Raw genomic sequence first — 2,536 nt, 5'->3', positions numbered from 1 at the left:
GTTATCATACTATGATTAACTATTTGAACCACCTTATACCAAAACAATTTCTTATCCACCTTTTTTTTCCAGGCACCGAAGCTTCTTTTCAAGGTTATCTGCCAAAATATATATTTCCACCCGTTCCCCGGTTTTCGTACTAATGTCACTATGGCTGCTGACAACCTTACATTCAGTCAGCTTGGCAACCAGATCCTCCGCTTCATCACTAAATGTCTCCCGAAGTATCTGGCGCATCTCTTTCACCACCTGCCGTCCCTTATCCGTTTTGGCCAGATGGGTTTCCTCCACCGTAAGTACCCCTTTAAACCGGATGAGCACCATATCTTCTATAATATAGGTTCGGCTCTCAACAGGCCCCCGGCCTACCAGGCTGCGGTGGAGTTTTATAAATCCGTCACTAATGGCCGCTTCCAAAACGGCTTTTTTCTGCATACTGTACCTCCCGAATTTCCCGAAATCCTGTATTGGGTCATCGGGAACAAAAAAAGACCCATGACATGAAAGGTCTTGCGACCCCTTGCTTTAGCCTACGAAGTTAGCTGACGGGTAGGATGGCAAGAGAAGACATCCCTTCTGCTAGGCAGAATTAACCCCAATGATTGGTTCCTCCGCTTCCATATATGGAACTCGGCTTTTTTTACTATTGACTTAACTATACTCCCAGATTTACTAAAAAGAAAGGGGCAATTAACGCAATGGCACCTTAAGGCGAATGATAGATTCTAAATAAGATACATTGCCGTTATATTTCTCAGATTAGCTCTATAATTCTTCTTATATTAGATGTTTTCGCTAAGTTCCGTTACACTGGCCACCTACTAAAACAACCCAAGAAAAGAATGTAAAAAAAAAAGACCCGCCCAAAGGTCATATATACATCGCATTAAAGTTTTGCAGGCGGGTGGTGTGCAATATTAATAAATTTTACTGATCTCCATTCCTTTCTTTTTAAAGGCTGTTTCTATTTCCTGAACATGACTATGGCCATTTGTCTCCACGGTGACCTCCAGCTGGGCTTGTTTGAACCGGTCCATAACCTTGGAGTGATTATGGTCCAGCCTAATCACATTGGCATGCACATCTGCCAGAATTTGAGCAACACGCAGTAGTTCTCCGGGCTTGTCCGGCAGGGTTACTGTAAAGCAGAACAATCTTCCTCTGGCAACCAGCGCTCTGTTAATAATTGCTGAAATAGTGGATATATCAATATTGCCGCCACTAAGCAGGCATACTATATTCTTGTCTTTTGCCTGCAGCTTTTTAAGCCCGGCCAGCGACAACACCCCAGCCCCCTCAGCAACCATCTTATGTTTTTCCATCAAGAGTAATATCGCATCAATAATATCAAAGTCAGAAACTGTCACAATATCGTCGACAAACTGTTTGATAAATTCAAAGGTTAAGATACCTGGTTTCTTGACAGCCGCACCATCGGCCATAGTGTCCACCTTGTCCAGTGTACTGATCCGGTTTTTCTCCAGTGACTGTTTCATACAGGAGGCGCCTTCAGGCTCTACCCCAATTATTCTTATACTTGGTTTTAACATCTTGGCAGCAAACGCCAGCCCGCTGATTAGTCCGCCGCCGCCCACCGGCACTATTATTTCATCAACATCATTAAACTCTTTAAGGATTTCCAAAGCCAATGTGCCCTGACCAACAATTACATCCAGATCATCAAAGGGATGGATGAACACATAATCATGCTGCTCTTCCAGTTCCCGGGCCTTCAGATAGGCGTCATCGTAGCTATCGCCGTGCAAAACAACCTGGGCACCATAGTTTCTGGTGGCCTCGACTTTTATGATCGGCGTAGTAGCCGGCATAACCAGGGTAGCTTTGGCTCCAAGCAGCTTAGCTGCATAGCCAATCCCCTGAGCGTGATTACCAGCGGAAGAGGCAACAACCCCTCTTCCCTTTTCCAGATCACTTAGCTTACTAATCTTATAATAAGCCCCACGGATTTTAAACGCCCCTGTTACTTGTAGGTTCTCCGGTTTAATAAATACCCGATTGCCCGACTCATTACTAAACACCGGGCTGGCAATCAGCTCTGTTTTCTGTAAAACAGGCCGCAACTGCTGTTCAGCAAGATAAACATCCTCAAGTGATATTGATGAGTTTGGTAATTTAAAGATTCCTTTGTTTGCTTCAGACATAAGATCCTCCCCTAAATATATATTCTGCACTAAAGAACTTGGCAAGCACTTGCTATATACAACGCGTTAAAGTTTTAATGCGGAATATATAGATTTTGCGTATTACATATGAATAAAATAAAAACTCGTCCTTGATCTACTAATCAAGGACGAGTTAAATACCCGCGTTACCACCCTATTTGCACAATAATGCCACTCTTCGGTTCAATCAAACCTAAGCCAAATAACGTGGCTAACCCGGCATTTCTTACTCCAATTTCAGAAATGCAGTTCTGGAGTGATTTTCTTCCAAATTCTAGTTATCGGCTTTCACCTTGTGCCGACTCTCTGCAAACCTTCATCCGGACTACTATCTCCATCATTACTGTTATACT

2 protein-coding genes, 1 riboswitch and 1 other annotated feature are annotated in these 2,536 nt (G+C 43.4%); both genes read right to left on the bottom strand.

Annotated elements, in window-relative coordinates:
• Window positions 1–51 precede the first annotated feature (51 nt).
• Entirely contained in the window at window positions 52–435 is a 384-nt protein-coding gene (locus tag VN379_RS03130) for a DUF2294 domain-containing protein (protein WP_325530696.1), read from the bottom strand.
• Between the two features lie 77 nt (window positions 436–512).
• Window positions 513–646: riboswitch (cyclic di-AMP (ydaO/yuaA leader) on the bottom strand.
• 271 nt (window positions 647–917) lie between these two features.
• On the bottom strand, window positions 918–2,162 hold the full coding sequence (gene ilvA, locus VN379_RS03125; protein WP_325530694.1) for a threonine ammonia-lyase: 1,245 nt from the start codon (window positions 2,160–2,162) through the stop codon (window positions 918–920).
• A 142-nt stretch (window positions 2,163–2,304) separates the two neighbouring features.
• Window positions 2,305–2,533 (bottom strand) — a binding site (T-box leader).
• Window positions 2,534–2,536: the final 3 nt, after the last annotated feature.

Origin of the sequence: Sporomusa sp. (assembly GCF_035561255.1) — a bacterium.
In the GTDB taxonomy this organism is placed as follows: domain Bacteria; phylum Bacillota; class Negativicutes; order Sporomusales; family Sporomusaceae; genus Sporomusa.
The sequence above is the reverse complement of the archived record's forward strand: the minus strand, read 5'-3'. Positions and strand labels throughout refer to the sequence as shown.